The following is a 16,166-nucleotide window of genomic DNA, read 5'->3' on the forward strand; positions in this document are numbered from 1 at the left end:
TTGAGGAATGCGCTATCGCTGTGCAGAGGATGCCCGCGGCGACCCCCGCCGAGATCACCGAAGTGGCCCGCTGCTGTGCCGTGTTCATGCCCGCCGAACCGGCCCGCACCGGTCGCGTCGCCTTCTGGCGGCCCGACGGCGACGCACCGCCCGCCGTCGCGGGCGGCTCGGTCGAAGAGCTGACCGTCGTTCTGCCCGGCGACGAGGGTGTCGAACGGGTCGCCGTACCGGCCGTGCTGCTGTCGGTGCGTGCCGCTCTGCCGGTCCTCACGCGCGCGCGTGCTGCCGCGCACACCCACCGGGCGACCGCGTTCTGGGGCACCGCCGGAGTGCTCGCGCTGCAACTCGTGGCGCGGGGGCTGCTGCTGCCCGGCCTGACCGCCGGCGACCACGATGCGTGGCGGGCGGGTCCGCTGCGCGCCGAGGACCTGGACCGCATCCGTGACCTGGCCGCCGCGATGCCGCCCGAGGCGCACGCCGTGCCGTGGGCCGACACCGAGCCGCTGCGGCTGCCCGGCCCCGAGCCGCTGCTGCGCGCCTTCCTCGACGCGGTCGCCGACACCCTGCCCCGCTCCCCCGCCGCGCCGCTGGCGGCGGGCGGCCCGGCCTTCGCGGCGCGAGAGCCGCAGCAGGTGCCCGAACAGCGGGCCTGGGCCGCGGACGTCGCCGCCGGGCACGACGCCGGCGTACGGATCTCCCTGCGCGTCGAGGTACCGGGGCTCGCGTCGATCGCACCCGGGGAGGCGGGCTCGGCCGCGTCGCGAGCGGAAGCATCGGCCAGGCCGCAGGAGAGGTCGTCCCCGGGCCCGGAGGAGACGGCGTCGACCGGATCGGCGGCGGTGCACCCCGCCTTGCGCGCCGTACTGCAAGTGCACAGTGTGAGCGACCCCGCGCTCGTTGCGGACGCCTCCGCCGTGTGGGCCGGGGCGCGGGCCTTCGGGCCGCGCGCGCGGATGGACGTCCTGCTCGCGCTGCACCGTGCGGCCCGGGCCTGGGCGCCGCTCGCCCCGCTGCTCTCGGCCGCCGTACCGGACACGGTCGACCTCGCGGACGACGAGGCGGCCGAACTCCTCGGTGAGGGCTCCCGGATGCTGGCCGCGGCCGGTGTCGACGTGCACTGGCCCAAGGAACTCGCGCGCCCGCTGACAGCCCGGGCGGTCATCGGCCCGCCGGACGGCGGGCAGGGGAAGGACCGAGCCGCGTCGGACGTGCCGTCGTTCCTGTCCGCCGACGCGCTGCTCGCCTTCAGCTGGTGGTTCGCGCTGGGCGACCAGCAGCTCACGCGGGCGGAGCTGGACACGCTCGCCGAGGCGAACCGCCCCCTCGTGCGGCTACGCGACCAGTGGGTCCTGGTCGACCCGCGGGAGGTGCGTCGCGCCCGCGCGCAGCAGGACCGCAAGGTCACACCCATCGACGCGCTCAGCGCCGTTCTGACGGGCTCCACGGAGGTCGACGGCCGCCGGGTCGACGTCCGGGCCACGGGATGGCTCGCGGCCCTGCGGGAGCGGCTTGCGGCCCCGGAGGGGCAGGCGCCGGTCGCGCAGCCCGCCGCGCTCGCCGCGACGCTGCGGGACTATCAGCTGCGCGGCCTCGGCTGGCTGGCCCGGATGACCTCACTGGGGCTGGGCGGGTGTCTCGCCGACGACATGGGCCTGGGCAAGACGATCACCCTGATCGCCCTCCATCTGCACCGGCAGTCCGACGATTCGGCGGCCGGCCCGACGCTCGTCGTCTGCCCGACCTCCCTGATGGGCAACTGGCAGCGGGAGATCGAGCGGTTCGCGCCCGGCACGCCGGTGCGCCGCTTCCACGGCTCCGCGCGCAGCCTGGACGGGGTGGCGGACGGCGGGTTCGTACTCACCACGTACGGCACGATGCGCCTCGATGCGGAGCGGCTCGCCGAGGCGCGGTGGGGCATGGTCGTCGCGGACGAGGCACAGCACGTGAAGAACCCCTACTCGGCCACGGCCCGGGCGCTGCGCACGATCGGCGCACACGCGCGCGTGGCGCTCACCGGCACTCCGGTGGAGAACAACCTCTCCGAACTGTGGGCGATCCTCGACTGGACGACACCCGGCCTGCTCGGCACGCTCGGCAGCTTCCGCACGCGGTACGCGCAGGCAGTCGAGGGCGGCCGGGACCCCGCGGCGGCGGAGCGGCTCGCCCGGCTCCTGGGGCCGTTCCTGCTGCGGCGCCGCAAGTCGGATCCGGGTATCGCGCCGGAACTGCCGCCGAAGACCGAGACCGACCGCACCGTGTCACTCACCAAGGAGCAGGCGGGTCTCTACGAGGCGGTGGTGCGCGAGACACTCGCGGAGATCTCCGGCGCCGACAGCATGGCGCGGCGCGGCCTGATCGTGAAGCTGCTGACCGGGCTGAAGCAGATCTGCAACCACCCGGCGCAGTTCCTCAAGGAGGAGCGGCCGAACATCGCGGGCCGCTCCGGAAAGCTGGAACTGCTGGACGAGTTGCTCGACACCATCCTCTCCGAGGGGGCGGGTGTCCTGGTCTTCACGCAGTACGTGCGGATGGCCCGCCTGCTCGAACGGCACCTGGCGGCGCGCGGAGTGCCGTCGCAGTTCCTGCACGGCGGCACGCCCGTCCACGAGCGGGAGGCGATGGTGCACCGCTTCCAGGAGGGCGAAGTGCCCGTCTTCCTGCTGTCGTTGAAGGCCGCCGGAACGGGACTGAACCTGACCCGGGCGGAACACGTCGTGCACTACGACCGCTGGTGGAACCCGGCCGTCGAGGCGCAGGCCACCGACCGCGCCTACCGCATCGGCCAGACCCGGCCGGTGCAGGTGCACCGGCTGATCGCGGAGGGCACCATCGAGGACCGCATCGCCGACATGCTGCTGCGCAAGCGGGAGTTGGCCGATGCCGTGCTCGGTTCCGGGGAGTCCGCGCTGACGGAGCTGACCGATGCCCAACTGGCCGACCTGGTGGAACTGCGAGGGGGCGCACGATGAAGGACCGGGACGAGGAACGTACGTTCGCGCCGTTGCCGCCCGCACACGGGCGGGGTTTCGCCCGGACCTGGTGGGGCCAGGCCTGGTTGAGGGCCCTGGAGGACGCCGCGCTGGACTCGGAGCAGGTGAGGACGGGCCGTCGGCTCGCGCGCGCGGGCGCCGTGGGAGCCGTGTCGGTGCGCCCCGGAGGCGTCACGGCCGTCGTCCAGGACCACGACCACACCGCGCACCGCGCCGACGTACTACTCCAGGAGCTGTCCGAGGAGCAGTGGGACCGCTTCCTGGACATGACCGTCGAACGGGCCGGGCACATCGCGGCGCTGCTCGACCGTGAGATGCCGCCGCATCTGGTCGAGGACGCGGCGGCCGCCGGAGTCGAACTCCTGCCGGGCCTCGGCGATCTGGAGGCCACATGCGACTGCGACGCCTGGGACCACTGCGGGCACACCGCCGCGCTCTGCTACCAGATGGCGCGCCTGCTGGACCAGGATCCGTTTGTGCTGCTGCTGATACGGGGGCGCGGCGAGAGCGAGTTGCTCCACGCTCTCCAGGCCCGCAGCGCCGTCTCCCCTCAGGAGCCGTCGGCCCCGGACAGGCCCCTGGAGGGCGTGGACGCCGCCGAGACGTACGCGACCGGATTCCTTCTTCCTCCGCTGCCCGGGCCTCCGGAACTGCCCGCGGAGCCGGGGCTGCCGCCTTCCCTGGACACCGAGGTGCCCCCGGCGCCCGGCGTCGATCCGGACGCGCTGGGGTTCCTGGCCGCACGCGCCGCGCACGAGGCGCACCGACTGCTCGCCGAGGCCCTGCGGACGGGGCATGAACAGCACGTGGCCGAGGAGGAGTTGACGCCCGCCGAGGACGCGGTCCGGCTCGCGGCCGGCGCCCCGGGAACGACCGTCGCGGCCCGGCTCGCCGACGGTACGGGCCGTGACGGTGAAGGACTGGCGGCGGCCGTACGCGCCTGGCACTGCGGGGGCGTGGCCGCACTGGCCGTACTCGAGGACGACTGGACGGCGGAGCCGGAAGCACTCTCACGCGCGCGTGCCGCCCTGGAGTCGTCCTGGGACGAGGACGAGCGCCCCCGTCTGCGGGCGTCGGGCAACCGCTGGAGCGTGGTCGGCGGGCGGGCGCAGGTCCGTCTGGGGGCGGAGGGCCGGTGGTGGCCGTACCGAAAGGAACGTGGCCGCTGGCTGCCCGCGGGCCCGGCGGCCCAGGATCCGGCGACGGCGCTGGCGCTGGCGCTGGCAGCGACGGACGGGGAAGAAAGAGGCTGAGGAGGTGGAGGTGGAGGTGGTGCGAGCCCGGGCACGACCGGCATACGGCGGCAGGCCGCGCACACCGGCACGCCCGGCATCCGGCGCCCGCAGCCGTCTCGGCTCCGGGCGCCGCTCGGTCAGCTCACGCCTCGGCCGACTCCGCCGCCGGGGCCGCCTTGCGCAGAGTGGTGATGCACATCGTGATGGCCTGCTGGAGCTCCTCAAGGCGCTGGAGCATGTCGTCCTCGTAGATCGTGTCGAGGTCGTCGACGTCGTCGAAGGTCAGCTCCTCGAAGACCCTCGTCGCCCTCTGGAGGCTGCTGTAGAACTTCGTACGGCGCTCCTGGAGGCGCAGTTCAGGGTCGGCGGCGACCGTCTGGGCGACGAGGTCCTTCACGGTGTCGTACGCGTCCGTGGCCCACTGTCCGGCCTCTTCGTCGTCGTCCAGCTCGTCGATGAGGGACAGATGCCGCTCGGCCTCCGCCCGCAGCTCGGCGGGGGCGTCGATCGTCTGCCCGGCCGGCGTCTTGACCTGACCGTTCTCGACGATCTGGCGCACGTATCCGATGCGGTCGGCGGCCCGGGTCTCGGTGGCGACCGCCTTCTTCAGCTCGTCGGTCCTGGCGATGTCGCGCGCCAGCTCCGTCTGCAGGGCCGGGTCCTCCTTGAGCCGGTCGAGCAGCGCGGCGCGGGCCGCCTGGGCGGTGGAGGGGTCGGCGAGGATCGCGGCCCGCAGCGCGGTCGGGTTCTCGGCGACCTCCAGCGCCTTGGTCGGCCGGATGCCCTCCGCCTGGGCCGCCGCCGCGATCGCGGTCCCGCGCTCCGAGGCGGCGCTGGAGCGCGAGGTGTAGTACGACAGCCACACGTCCGCGTCCGGCAGCTCGATGTCCGCGCCGGGAACCAGCACCTCGAAGTGCGGGACGATCCCGTCGTCGGCCGCCTTGTCCCAGGCCTTGTAGTAGCGCATGACCCGCTCCGCCGAGCAGCCCGCCAGTGCGGCGAACTCCTTCGCGGACACCTTGGGCGTCTCCTCGGCCGACTGCCCGCCGGGCCGCACGCTGCGCGCCACCTTCAACGCGAACGCCCAGCCGCCGGTCCGCGCGTACACCCCGAACTCACGGGCGTCCCGGGCCACCGGCTCGGGCACGTCGAGGACAGGGGCGGAGTTCTCCGTCGCCGCGGAGCCCTCCTTCGATGCGGAGCTCTCCGTCGATGCGGAGTCCTCCATCGACGCGGAACCCTCCATGGGCGCAGCGTCACCCGACGCAGCCGCGTCACCCGACGACGCGACCTCGCTCGACGGTGCAGCGTCACCCGACGGTGCGACATCGCCGGACGCGGGTGGCTCGACCCAGAACTCCTCGTCTGCGGACGTCTCTTCGGCAGGCGGAACGGCCGCTTCGGACGGAGCGATCGTTACGGTCACAGGGGACTCTCCCAGGCGCTGGCGGACGGTACGGACGGCATGGAACCGAAGCGAGCAGCCTATATGAACCTGTTGCTACGGCTTTGCACACCTCTCCCCGGCGCCCGGCACGCGGCCCTGCCTCAGCTTCCGGCCGCAGCCGCGATGTCCAGGGCGGCGATGTACCCGAAGGTCATCGCCGGCCCGATCGTCGAGCCCGCGCCCGCATAGCTGTGCCCCATCACCGCGGCACTGGCGTTCCCCGCCGCGTACAGGCCGGGGATCACCGAGCCGTCCGCGCGCAGCACACGCGCGCGTGCGTCCGTGCGCAGGCCTCCCTTGGTGCCGAGATCCCCCGGGACGATCTTGAAAGCGTAGTACGGGGCCAGCCACAGGGGGGCCAGACAGGAGTTCGGCACGATCGCGGGGTCGGTGTAGTAGTGGTCGTACGTGCTGTCGCCGCGCTGGAAGTCGGTGTCGTCGCCGCTCAGGGCCAGGCTGTTGAACCGGTTGACGGTGGCCCGCAGGGCGGCCGCGGGCATGCCGATCCGCCCGGCGAGGGCGTCCAGGGTCCAGGCCTTGTGCGCGGCGCCGGAGTCGTACCAGGAGCCGGGGAACGCGAGCGTCGGCGCGACGTCCTTGAAGAGGTAGCGGTTGCGGTAGTTCTGGTCGACGATCAGCCAGGCCGGGATGTCCGGGGCGGTCGGGTTCCGCTCGTACATGGTGTGGACGACGTCGCTGTAGGGGGCGGCTTCGTTGACGAACCGCGCTCCGGCGGCGTTGACGAGGAGGCCGCCGGGCAGGGTGCGTTCGGCAAGACAGAAGTAGGGCTGGTCGGGCAGCGGGATCGTCGGTCCCCACCAGGCGTCGTCCATCAGGTCGAGCGCGGCGCCAGCCCGCTCGCCGGCCCGGATGCCGTCGCCGGTGTTCTCCTTGGCGCCCACGGTCCACGCGGTGCCGATGGGTTGGCGCTGGTACTGGTCGCGCATGGCCGCGTTGTGCTCGAACCCGCCGGAGCCGACGACGACCCCGTGCCGGGCCCTGACCAGACCGGCCGAGCCGCCCTTGGCCACCACTGCCCCGGTGACCGTCCCGTTCTCCCGGTACAGATCGGTCAGCGGGGTGTTCAGCCACACCGGCACCTGGGCGGCGAGCAGGCCGGCGCGCAGACCCGCGGCCAGCGACTGCCCCATGGTGAGGGGCTTCTGGCCGAGGAGGGCCGCCTTGGTCCCGCGGGCCAGGCATTCCGCGGCGACGGCGAGGCCCTTGGCGCTGACCGCGGACAGGGTGAGCCACTTGTAGTCGGCGCTGAAGACGACCATGCCGGCCGGGACGGCCATGTACGACGGGTTCAGGTGGGCGAGTTCGGCGCCGAGGATGTTCCCGTCGAGCTGGTCGGGTTCGATGGAGCGGCCGTTCGGCAGCCCGCCGGAGAGCTCGGGGTAGTAGTCGCTGTACCCCTCCATCCAGCGGAAGCGGAGCGGGCTGTTCGCCATGACGAAGGAGATCATGGCGGGTCCGTGGCCGAGGAAGGCGCGCTGCCGGTCGGCGGAGACGTCGGGCCCGACGACCGCCGCGAGGTAGGCGGCGGCCTTCGCCGGGGTGTCGGGGACGCCCGCGGCGAGGATGACGGGGTTGTTCGGAATCCAGATGCCCGCGCCGGACCGCGCCGCCGAGCCCCCGAAGGTGGCCGCCTTCTCCACGACGACGCAGCTCAGCCCCTGCTTCGCGGCCGTCAGCGCGGCGGTCATACCGGCCGCCCCGGAGCCGATCACGACGACGTCGTACGTGCCGAGGAGGGGCAGGTCGGCCGCGTCGGCGGCGCCGCCGACACCGGGGAGCCCGGCCGCGAGCGCAAGCCCCGCACCCGTCCCGCCGAGCACGCGGCGCCGCGACGGGCCGACCGCGGAGAGGGATTCGATACGTCTCGCAGGGTCCGCACTTGTGGACATGGCAGGTCGCTCCTGTGTGGCGAGGGAACGTGGGGTCGTGCGCCGCCCAGGACCATGACCAACCCTGGACGCAAGGATTCTGATGGAGAGTCAGGAATGTCGCGCGAGGGTCTTGTGAAGTCAAGGGCGTCAGCGCGTCGGACCTTGGGGCGGCCGGTTGTCCCCGTGCGGCCGATTGTCAGTGGCTCCTGGCACGATCTCCGGCATGGGAGTTCGCTACGACTACTTCGCCGCTGCCGACGACGCCGGGGCCCTGGCCCGCCTTCACGGGGACCTGGGGGCGGTCGACGACGAGTTCGGCCTGACGGGTCTCAAGGGAGCGGACCCGGATCTCATCCTCGGGCCGGTCGAAGCGGGCCTCACCGGGCGTTCCGTGGCGGAGGTGGAGGACGACCCGCGTTTTACGCGCCTGATCAGTGATCCGCAGGCCGAGGACCGTTGCCTGGTCACTCTCACCGGGACATTGCGTGATGCCCTGGCCGGGGCGCGGCCGGAGCGCCTGGGGCAGACCGCCATGACGGTGGTGTCCGGCCCCGAGGACTCGGCGGGCTGGGACGCGGACCTGCTCGCCGACTTCCTTCAGCGGCTGGCCGAGCTGAGCAGGCACGCGCGCGTGACGCACCAACAGCTCTACTGCCTCATATCGTTGTGAGTGGCGGTGCCCGTGACGGCTTGATGTCCTCGGCGATATCGATACCGGCAGCCCGTGGGCCACCGGTATCACCGAGCCTGTCGGTCAGTGACCGCTGATGGCCCTGGGTACGTACGGCTGCTCCAACTGCTCGATCTCCTTCTCGGACAATTCCAGGTCGAGCGCGGCGACCGCGTCGTCGAGATGCGCCGGCTTGGTGGCGCCGACGATCGGTGCCGTCACCGCGCGTTGGTGCAGCAGCCAGGCGAGGGCGACCCGGGCCCGCGGCACACCACGGTCGGCGGCGATCCGGGCCACGGCGTCGACGATCTCGTCGTCGCCCTGCCGGTACAGGGTCTTGCCGAACTCGTCGGTCCGGCTGCGGGCGGTGGTGACGTCGCGATCCCGCGTGAGACGGCCCCGAGCCAACGGGCTCCAGGGCAGCACGCCGACCCCCTGGTCCTCGCACAGCGGCAGCATCTCGCGCTCCTCTTCTCGGTAGAGGAGGTTGTAGTGGTTCTGCATGGAGACGAACCGCGTCCAGCCGTTCAGCCGGGCGGTGTACTGGGCCTTGGAGAACTGCCAGGCGTACATCGAACTGGCCCCGACATAACGGGCCTTGCCCGCCTTGACCACGTCATGCAGGGCCTCCATCGTCTCCTCGACGGGGGTGGTCGGATCCCAGCGGTGGATCTGGTACAGGTCGACGTAGTCGGTCCCCAAGCGGCGCAGGCTGTTGTCGATCTCCGTCATGATCGCCTTGCGGGACAGGCCGTGGCCGTTGGGTCCTTCGTGCATGCTGCCGTTGACTTTGGTCGCGAGGACGATCTCCTCACGGCGTGCGAAGTCCGCCAGGGCACGGCCGACGATCTCCTCGCTGGTGCCGTCGGAGTAGACGTTCGCCGTGTCGAAGAAGTTGATCCCGGCCTCCAGCGCCTGCCGGATCAGCGGCCGCGAGGCCTCCTCGTCGAGGGTCCACTCGTGGGGCCCACGGTCGGGAAGGCCGAAACTCATGCAGCCCACGCAGATCCGGGACACATCCAGGCCCGTCGAACCGAGCTTCACAAACTGCATGCGCACTCCTGCTCTCGCCGGGAACGGGCTTGCCACGCCCAGCCCGACGGTACCCGGGGAACACCCACGCGGCATCCCCGTACGCGGCCATCACCAGCCAACTTCCGTTCCTGTCAGCCCAGTTGTCGACAGGCACCGACCAACCGGTGAATTCCGCCGACGTCGAGGCCGCGGACACGCCGGCATGTCCGCTCCCCAAAAAACGCGCCCTCACCCAAATGGCCCAGTAAATCCATTACGCACCTAATCAAACGATTAAGCTCGGTCCGGATCCATAAGGGCGAGCATCCCTCTGGCTGGCGCTTCCAGCTGATGCCTGATGTCTGACACCTGACACCTGACACCTGACACCTGACACCTCTGCACCCTCTCGGGCGGCACCCGTTCCGCATGGAAGGAACCTCCTCATGGCTCATGGCATTTCCCTCCACATCGGACTCAACGGCGTCGACCGCACCAAATACGGTGGGTGGGACGGCAAGCTCATCGCCTGCGAGAACGACGCACGCGACATGGAACAGCTCGCCAAGGAAGCCGGGATCAAAGAGCGCACAACGCTGCTCACCCCCGAGGCGACGGTCGACAACATCACCGCTGAGCTGCGCAAGGCGGCGAAGGTCCTCACAGCCGGCGACCTCCTGCTCTTCAGCTACTCGGGCCACGGCGGGCAGGTACCCGACCTCAATGGCCCCGAGGACGAGTCGGACCGGCTCGACGAGACCATGTGTTTCTTCGACCGGGAGTACATCGACGACGAGCTGTACAAGGAATTCGAGGGATTCGCCGAGGGCGTTCGGATTCTCTGCTTCCTTGACTGCTGCCACAGCGGCAGTGGCATCAGGGTGCGAGAAATTCTCTCGCCGGAGGCCATGGAAGAACAGTTCCAGACGACCGACCCCAACCAGGTCGAGACAACGGCCAGGATCATGCCCCTGGACATGCAGGCTGAGATGTACGACCGGAACAAGGAGTTCTTCGACGACATCCAGCGCAAGCTCAACGCCAAGGACAACCGCGACCTCGGCGCGACCGCCCTGCTCATCTCGGCCTGCCAGGACAATCAGCTGGCAGCCGACGGCCTGCGTAACGGTCTGTTCACCGCGACCGTGCTTCAGGTCTGGAACGGCGGCAAGTTCACGGGCGGGTACAAGGCGTTTCACCGCGAGATCCTCAAGCAGATGCCGGCCATCCAGAGCCCGAATCTGTTCATCACCGGCCGGGCCAACAACCGGTTCATCACGGAGCGGCCTTTCACGCTCTGAGAGATCGGGCGAGAAAATGACCGAGAGCCCCGCCTCACCGAAGTGAGACGGGGCTCTGATCTACGACTATGAGTGAACCTCTAGTCGGGACGACAGGATTTGAACCTGCGACCCCTTGACCCCCAGTCAAGTGCGCTACCAAGCTGCGCCACGTCCCGATGCGCTTCCCGCGGTGATCTGCGTGAGCGCGCTGACAGAACTTTACCCCACGTCGGGGGGTGTCCCGAAGGGGGCGCAGGGCGCGGGACAATTGCGGTATGAACGGGACATCCGAAGTACATGCGGACGGCGGGCGGGACCGGGACGCGGAGGGGCGGGCGCGGAACGCCAGGCCGCGGGACGGGCTGGGCCGGCCTCTCCCCTACGGGGTGGACGGGGTGGCGCGCCAGCCGGAAGGCGTCGTACGCAGCCCCATGGACACCGTCACCGAGGCGCAGGCCCTGCTGGACGCCGGGAAGCCCTTCCATGCCCACGAGGTGTTCGAGGACGCCTGGAAGTCCGGGCCCGAGGAGGAGAGCGGCCTGTGGCGCGGCCTGGCCCAGCTCGCCGTGGGCCTCACACACGCGGCCCGGGGGAATACGACAGGCGGCGCCCGGCTGCTTCGGCGCGGCGCGGGTGCCGTCGAGGAGTGGGCCTCGCGGGCGGGTCGGGACCGGCCCTACGGCATGGACCTGACGGACGTCGTCGCCTGGGCGCGGGACTTGGCCGCGGACGTGGAACGCGACGAGGAGGCCATCGACGCGGGGGCGTCGGCGCCACGGTTGCGGGGGAGCACGCCCCGGTAGACGAGTGCGGATGCGGATGCGGTGCGCGGACTGTCAGTGGCGTGCGGCAGACTCGGGGCGTGCGAAAGATTCTTGTCATCGGTATCGGTGCGGGCGACCCCGACCAGCTGACCTTGCAGGCGGTCAAGGCGCTGAGGAGCACGGACGTGTTCTTCATCCTGGACAAGGGCGAGGTGAAGTCGGACCTCGTCCAGCTCCGCCGTGACATGCTCGACGCGCACATACAGGAGGGGACGTACCGGCTGGTCGAGGCGCGTGACCCCGAGCGCGACCGGGCCGCCGGCGGCGCCGCGTACTCCCCCGCCGTCGGGGACTGGCGCAGCGCCCGCGCCGAGATCTACGAGCGGCTCATCACCGACGAGCTGGGCGAGGACGAGTGCGGGGCGTTCCTCGTGTGGGGCGACCCCGCGCTGTACGACAGCACGCTCGGCATTCTGGAGGAGATCCTGGAGCGGGGCGCGGTGGCGTTCTCGTACGACGTCGTGCCCGGCATCAGCAGCGTCTCCGCGCTCGTGGCCAAGCACCGCACCGGGCTCAACCGGGTCGCGCGGCCGGTCCAGATCACCACGGGCCGGCGCCTCGCGGAGGGCTTCCCCGAGGATGTCGACGACGTGGTGGTGATGCTCGACGCCCACCAGACCTTCCGGCGGTACGCCGACCAGGACATCGACATCTACTGGGGCGCGTACATAGGCACGCCGGACGAGATCCTCGCCTCCGGCCCCATCGCGGAGGCGGCCCCTCGCATCGAGCTGCTGCGCGCGGAGGCCCGGGAGCGGAAGGGCTGGATCATGGACACGTACTTGCTGCGCAGGCATCCGCGGGATTAGGGGACCCGGTGGGCAGTGGCCGGCCCACGCCGGCCTCGGGCTGATCGGCGCTCGCCGCCGCATACCTCCGGAGGTTCTGGTGCCGGTCTTCGACCGCGTGGTCGAGGAGGAGCTGTCCGGCCCCCGTCGGCTCCCTCTTCCGTACCTGGCCAACGGCACGTCCACCTGGACATCGGCGCCGGCCTCGGGCGAATCCGGCCGAGGGCGGCGCGGGAAGCCGCTCCACAGTCCGGCGAGGCGGCGAATACGGGCGTGCTCGCCGCCACGCGTCCTTGTCATACTCCTGCCATGTCCGCCGCCCCGACCCGTTTCCGGGATCTCCGCGCCACGAAGTACGACTTCGTGGACTCGGTTCTGGTCCGCTGCCCCCGCTGCGAGCGCATCGCCCATGTCGAGCGGCGGCCGGATCCCGACGGGCAGGCCACCTCGGGGATGCTCGGGGCGAGGCGGCTCGTCTGCCGTGCCTGCGGGTACGCGCGGACGTGGCAGGGCAGGTCGGTGATGTTCTCCGGCAGCTCGGCCGCCCCGGCCCGCGATCCGTATTTCCGCGCCCCGCTCTGGCTGCAGACCGGGACACGCCACGGACGGCTGTGGGCGTACAACCTCGAACAGCTCGACTACCTCGGGCGGTTCGTCGGCGCGCCGCTGCGGGAGCGGGCGCCCTGGTACGACACCGGGCAGAAGATGACGTACGTGGCCCGCCTGCCCGCATGGATCAAGAGCGCCAAGAACCGCGACGAGGTGCTGCGCGCCATCGACCGGCTCCGCGTCTGTGTCACGGCAGGCTGAGGCCGAGCCGAGCCAGCGCTCCGGCGACGTCCGGGACGGCGGTCACGCCCTCCGGCAGCGGCGGGCGGCGTACGACGACGACCGGCAGCCCGAGTTCCCGCGCGGCGGTGAGTTTCGCCGCGGTCGCCGCTCCCCCGCTGTCCTTCGTCACGAGGACGTCGACGCGGTGCTCGCGCAGCAGCCCGAGTTCGTCGGCCACCGTGAACGGTCCCCGCGCCAGCACCACCTCCGTGTCCGGCGGCATCGGCGGCTCGGGCGACTCCACCGAACGGACGACGAAGTGCAGTTCGGCCTGGTGCGCGAAGGCCGCGAGGCCGAGGCGGCCCGTGGTGAGGAACACGCGGCGGCCGAGTTCCGGCAGGAGGTCCGCAGCCGCCGGGAGTGAAGCGACCGCGTGCCAGCGGTCCCCGGGCCCCGGCCGCCAGCCCGGCCGGCGCAGGACGACCGCCGGCACTCCGGTCGCCGCCGCGGCCCGGGCCGCGTTCGCCGTGATGCCCGCGGCGAAGGGGTGCGTGGCGTCGACGACCGCGTCGACACGGTGCTCGCCCAGCCACGCGGCCAGCCCCTGCGCCCCGCCGAACCCACCGATGCGTACGTCCCCTTCCACCGTCCCGGGCCGGGAGACACGCCCCGCCAGCGACGTGGTCACGCGCACACCGGGGCGCGGTGCGAGCGACGCAGCGAGTTCACGTGCCTCGGTGGTGCCGCCGAGGACCAGGACGTGCAGGGACATGCCGTCGACTCTAGAGCTGTCTCAGCGCAGCAGGAGCTGGGCCCCTCCCACCACGGTCGCCGCGATCACGAGCTGTTCGAACAGCCGCTGGTTGATGCGGTTCACCGCCCACTTGCCGATGAGGGCGCCCGGTACGACGAAGACGGCGAGTGCCGCGTCCAGCAGCAGTGAGTGGCCGTCGATCAGACCGAGGCCCACGCTGAAGGGCACCTTGGACACGTTGACGATGAGGAAGAAGAACGCCGAGGTGCCCAGGAAGCCGAGCTTCCGGAAGCCCGCGGAGAGGAGATACAGGGACATCACCGGGCCGCCCGCGTTCGCGACCATCGTGGTGAAGCCGCCGAGGACACCGTACGAGCGGGCCTTGATCCGGCCCGTGCGCGTGGCCACCGCCTCCGGTTCCCCGGTCCTGTCCGCAGTCCGTCGGCGCCAGACCGTGACCGCCGCCATCAGCAGCAGGATCGCGCCGATCGACGTCCGTACGATCCCGTCGTCCGCCCACACCAGGAACAGTGTGCCGAACACGACGCCCGCCGCGACGGCCGGGAACAGCCGCCACAGCGTGGGCCAGTGGGCGTGCCGCCGGTAGGTGAGGACCGCGAGGACGTCACCGACGATCAGGATGGGCAGGAGTACGCCGGTGGAGGCGCGGGCGGGCAGGACGGCCGCGAAGATCGCGAGACTGACCGTGTTGGCCCCGCTCACAGCGGTCTTCGAGAAGCCGACGAGCAGGGCCGCGGCGGCGAGGGCGGCGAACTCCCACGGGGTTATGTGCCAAAGCGTCATCGTGTTCATGCGGGGACCGATGCTATGTCCACGGGTCTCGCCGCGTCTCGCCGCGTCAGGAGCGTCTCGACAGGTGATCGTCGACCATCGGCCCACGCACATCACCGCATGTCATTGTGCGTACCGCACCCTCAGCTCCCGCTTGAGGATCTTCATGCTCGGGCCCAGCGGCAGGGCGTCCGTGAACTCGACGCGCCGCGGGTACTTGTGCCGCCCCAGATGCTCCTTCGACCACTCGGTGATCTCGGCGGCCTCCGGGACGGCGCCCGTGGCGCGTACGACGACCGCGCACACCTCTTCGCCGTGCAGCTCGTCCGGCAGTCCGATCACGGCGGCCTGGGCGACGCCGGGGTGGCGCAGGAGCACCTCCTCGACCTCCCTCGGGTAGACGTTGTAGCCGCCGCGGATGATGACGTCCTTCTTGCGGTCGACGATCCGCAGGAAGCCCTCGTCGTCCTTGGTGCCGAGGTCGCCGGTGCGCAGCCAGCCGTCGACGAGCGTCTCGGCGGTGGCTTCGGGGCGGCCGAGGTAACCGGAGAAGACGTTGTGGCCCCGGACGACGACCTCGCCCAGCTCGCCGGGCGGCAGCAGTTCGACGCGTCCTTCGACCTCGGCACGCGCGATCTCGACGTCCACGCCCCACAGCGGGTGCCCGATGGTGCCCGCCCTGGTGCCGAAAACGGGCTGGTTCACGGTCGCGGTCGGCGAGGTCTCCGACAGCCCGTACCCCTCGTAGATCTTCGCGCCGAACGCCTCCTCGAAGCGTTCCAGTACGGCGAGTGGCAGCGAGGCGCCGCCCGACACGCAGACGCGCAGCTCGGGCAGCGCGTCCATGGCTGCGGCGGCGCCCGCCAGGGCGACGAACATCGTCGGGACACCGTGGAACGTGTTCACCCCCTCCTTCACCATCAGCTCGATCGCGCGCGCCGCGTCGAAGCGCGGGAGCAGGACGAGCGTCGCGCCCGCGCGCCAGGTGGAGTTCATGGAGACCGTCTGGCCGAAGGCGTGAAACAGCGGGAGAGCGCCGAGGGCGACGTCGTCGGGGCGGATGTCGTTGGCGTCGAAGGCGTTGACGGTCGCGTTCATGACCAGGTTGAAGTGGCTGAGCACGGCGCCCTTGGGGACGCCGGTGGTTCCGCTGGTGTAGAACACGACGGCCGGGTCGTCCGCCGCGCGGGTGACGTACGAGGGCAGCGGCTCGGCGATCCTGGCCAGCTTCTCGAACTCGGCGCCCAGCGTGATGACTTGGACGCCGACGGCCTGAGCGGCGGCCGTACCGGTCTCGGCCTGCGCGGGGTGGCACAGGAGCAGTGTGGCGCCACTGTCCTTCAGGACGTGCTCGACCTCGGACGCCGACAACAGGAGATGGACCGGGACGACCACACCGCCGGCCGCGGCGATCGCGTAGTAGGCGTGGGGGAAGTCGGCGGTGTTGGGCGCCATGAGCGCCACCCGGTCCCCCGGCCGTACGCCGAGACCGACGAGGGCGCCGGCCTGGGCGCGGGCGCGCTGCCACACCTCGGCGAAGGTGAGGCGCAGCTCGCCCTCGACGAGCGCCGTCTTCTCGGGGCGGCGGCGGGCGTTCTCGGCGAGGATCGCGGCGAGGGAGAGGGTGGCGGCCATGGACGAGGGGCTCCGTTTCCTTGCTGGTGCGGCGGTGAACCAGAGGGAGGACTCAGCGGTGGTGCTCAGTC

General features: G+C 71.5%; 13 protein-coding genes and 1 tRNA gene. 7 read left to right on the forward strand and 7 right to left on the reverse strand.

Features of this window, described 5'->3' with window-relative positions; translation table 11 throughout:
* Positions 1-29 precede the first annotated feature (29 nt).
* Complete coding sequence (locus SAVERM_RS08435; RefSeq protein WP_010983031.1) at positions 30-2,969, forward strand: DEAD/DEAH box helicase; 2,940 nt, start codon at positions 30-32, stop codon at positions 2,967-2,969.
* Positions 2,966-4,243: an SWIM zinc finger family protein gene (locus SAVERM_RS08440; protein WP_010983032.1), complete on the forward strand. Its 1,278-nt coding sequence runs from the start codon at positions 2,966-2,968 to the stop codon at positions 4,241-4,243. Before SAVERM_RS08435 ends, SAVERM_RS08440 begins: the two co-directional genes overlap by 4 nt.
* A gap of 124 nt (positions 4,244-4,367) precedes the next feature.
* Here SAVERM_RS08440 and SAVERM_RS08445 read toward each other — a convergent pair whose 3' ends face one another.
* Positions 4,368-5,651 carry a hypothetical protein gene (locus SAVERM_RS08445; RefSeq protein ID WP_010983033.1) on the reverse strand — a complete coding sequence of 428 codons (1,284 nt, stop codon included), beginning with the start codon at positions 5,649-5,651 and terminating at the stop codon, positions 4,368-4,370.
* Positions 5,652-5,773: 122 nt separating this feature from the next.
* A complete protein-coding gene (kstD, locus tag SAVERM_RS08450; RefSeq protein ID WP_042492867.1) occupies positions 5,774-7,582 on the reverse strand; it encodes a 3-oxosteroid 1-dehydrogenase in 1,809 nt (602 codons plus the stop codon).
* 205 nt (positions 7,583-7,787) lie between these two features.
* On the opposite strand from kstD, the gene SAVERM_RS08455 reads away from it, so the two are divergent.
* On the forward strand, positions 7,788-8,234 hold the full coding sequence (locus tag SAVERM_RS08455; RefSeq protein ID WP_048894399.1) for a hypothetical protein: 447 nt from the start codon (positions 7,788-7,790) through the stop codon (positions 8,232-8,234).
* An 84-nt stretch (positions 8,235-8,318) separates the two neighbouring features.
* On the opposite strand, the gene SAVERM_RS08460 is transcribed toward SAVERM_RS08455, so the two are convergent.
* On the reverse strand, positions 8,319-9,287 hold the full coding sequence (locus SAVERM_RS08460; protein WP_010983036.1) for an aldo/keto reductase: 969 nt from the start codon (positions 9,285-9,287) through the stop codon (positions 8,319-8,321).
* A 407-nt stretch (positions 9,288-9,694) separates the two neighbouring features.
* On the opposite strand from SAVERM_RS08460, the gene SAVERM_RS08465 reads away from it, so the two are divergent.
* Positions 9,695-10,549, forward strand: a complete 855-nt coding sequence (locus SAVERM_RS08465; RefSeq protein ID WP_010983037.1) for a caspase family protein — start codon at positions 9,695-9,697, stop codon at positions 10,547-10,549.
* Positions 10,550-10,633: 84 nt separating this feature from the next.
* Here SAVERM_RS08465 and SAVERM_RS08470 read toward each other — a convergent pair.
* Positions 10,634-10,707: transfer RNA gene (locus SAVERM_RS08470), tRNA-Pro, on the reverse strand.
* A gap of 99 nt (positions 10,708-10,806) precedes the next feature.
* On the opposite strand from SAVERM_RS08470, the gene SAVERM_RS08475 reads away from it, so the two are divergent.
* The 3 genes from SAVERM_RS08475 to SAVERM_RS08485 all read left to right on the forward strand — a co-directional run bounded on the left by SAVERM_RS08475 (position 10,807) and on the right by SAVERM_RS08485 (position 12,953).
* A complete protein-coding gene (locus SAVERM_RS08475; RefSeq protein ID WP_037645900.1) occupies positions 10,807-11,334 on the forward strand; it encodes a DUF309 domain-containing protein in 528 nt (175 codons plus the stop codon).
* A 59-nt stretch (positions 11,335-11,393) separates the two neighbouring features.
* On the forward strand, positions 11,394-12,164 hold the full coding sequence (gene cobF / locus SAVERM_RS08480; protein WP_010983039.1) for a precorrin-6A synthase (deacetylating): 771 nt from the start codon (positions 11,394-11,396) through the stop codon (positions 12,162-12,164).
* A 288-nt stretch (positions 12,165-12,452) separates the two neighbouring features.
* Entirely contained in the window at positions 12,453-12,953 is a 501-nt protein-coding gene (locus SAVERM_RS08485) for a hypothetical protein (RefSeq protein ID WP_037645898.1), read from the forward strand.
* Here SAVERM_RS08485 and SAVERM_RS08490 read toward each other — a convergent pair.
* From SAVERM_RS08490 to SAVERM_RS08500, 3 genes are all read right to left on the reverse strand, one after another.
* Complete coding sequence (locus SAVERM_RS08490; RefSeq protein ID WP_010983040.1) at positions 12,940-13,686, reverse strand: cobalt-precorrin-6A reductase; 747 nt, start codon at positions 13,684-13,686, stop codon at positions 12,940-12,942. The two genes, SAVERM_RS08485 and SAVERM_RS08490, sit on opposite strands and share 14 nt — an antisense overlap.
* Positions 13,687-13,707: 21 nt before the next feature.
* A complete protein-coding gene (locus SAVERM_RS08495; RefSeq protein ID WP_010983041.1) occupies positions 13,708-14,481 on the reverse strand; it encodes a sulfite exporter TauE/SafE family protein in 774 nt (257 codons plus the stop codon).
* Positions 14,482-14,583: 102 nt separating this feature from the next.
* On the reverse strand, positions 14,584-16,095 hold the full coding sequence (locus SAVERM_RS08500) for a long-chain-fatty-acid--CoA ligase (RefSeq protein WP_010983042.1): 1,512 nt from the start codon (positions 16,093-16,095) through the stop codon (positions 14,584-14,586).
* Positions 16,096-16,166 lie beyond the last annotated feature (71 nt).

The sequence above is a fragment of the Streptomyces avermitilis MA-4680 = NBRC 14893 genome (assembly GCF_000009765.2).
In the GTDB taxonomy this organism is placed as follows: domain Bacteria; phylum Actinomycetota; class Actinomycetes; order Streptomycetales; family Streptomycetaceae; genus Streptomyces; species Streptomyces avermitilis.

Excerpts from the sequence above, each read along its gene's own strand:
- SAVERM_RS08435 (WP_010983031.1), top strand. The coding sequence starts at position 30 with ATGCCCGCGGCGACCCCCGCCGAGATCACCGAAGTGGCCCGCTGCTGT.
- SAVERM_RS08440 (WP_010983032.1), top strand. The coding sequence starts at position 2,966 with ATGAAGGACCGGGACGAGGAACGTACGTTCGCGCCGTTGCCGCCCGCA.
- kstD (WP_042492867.1), bottom strand. The coding sequence starts at position 7,582 with ATGTCCACAAGTGCGGACCCTGCGAGACGTATCGAATCCCTCTCCGCG.
- SAVERM_RS08455 (WP_048894399.1), top strand. The coding sequence starts at position 7,788 with ATGGGAGTTCGCTACGACTACTTCGCCGCTGCCGACGACGCCGGGGCC.
- SAVERM_RS08460 (WP_010983036.1), bottom strand. The coding sequence starts at position 9,287 with ATGCAGTTTGTGAAGCTCGGTTCGACGGGCCTGGATGTGTCCCGGATC.
- SAVERM_RS08465 (WP_010983037.1), top strand. The coding sequence starts at position 9,695 with ATGGCTCATGGCATTTCCCTCCACATCGGACTCAACGGCGTCGACCGC.
- SAVERM_RS08475 (WP_037645900.1), top strand. The coding sequence starts at position 10,807 with ATGAACGGGACATCCGAAGTACATGCGGACGGCGGGCGGGACCGGGAC.
- SAVERM_RS08485 (WP_037645898.1), top strand. The coding sequence starts at position 12,453 with ATGTCCGCCGCCCCGACCCGTTTCCGGGATCTCCGCGCCACGAAGTAC.
- SAVERM_RS08490 (WP_010983040.1), bottom strand. The coding sequence starts at position 13,686 with ATGTCCCTGCACGTCCTGGTCCTCGGCGGCACCACCGAGGCACGTGAA.
- SAVERM_RS08495 (WP_010983041.1), bottom strand. The coding sequence starts at position 14,481 with ATGAACACGATGACGCTTTGGCACATAACCCCGTGGGAGTTCGCCGCC.
- SAVERM_RS08500 (WP_010983042.1), bottom strand. The coding sequence starts at position 16,095 with ATGGCCGCCACCCTCTCCCTCGCCGCGATCCTCGCCGAGAACGCCCGC.